This window comes from Vibrio sp. 10N.286.49.B3, assembly GCF_002873395.1.
GTDB lineage: Bacteria > Pseudomonadota > Gammaproteobacteria > Enterobacterales > Vibrionaceae > Vibrio.
Map to the genome: position 1 here is coordinate 1 of NZ_MCUV01000023.1, position 235 is coordinate 235.

The 235-nt window shown below is 51.9% G+C and carries 1 protein-coding gene; it reads right to left on the minus strand.

Annotation, left to right across the window (positions count from 1 at the left end; all coding sequences use genetic code 11):
• The coding region (locus BCU68_RS08670) for a VCBS domain-containing protein (RefSeq protein WP_198591708.1) at positions 1-235 on the minus strand (235 nt) is incomplete at both ends.

Here is a 235-nt window from a genome sequence, read left to right on the forward strand (position 1 = left end):
GTACGTCCAAGCGCCGCCTTCGGTTAACGTCAGAGCTCCTAATGCATCATCCGCAGCCACCACGCTAGTTGGATCGAACACTTCTTGTAGGACACCATCGGTGTCCGTAATGGTTAACTGACCACTGTCGGTTAAGATCGGAGATGCCTCATCTTCCACTACTTCACCAACCGCATCGCCTGAGATGATTGCGACATCATTAACCCCGGTAATCGCCACGGTAATGGTATGTTCC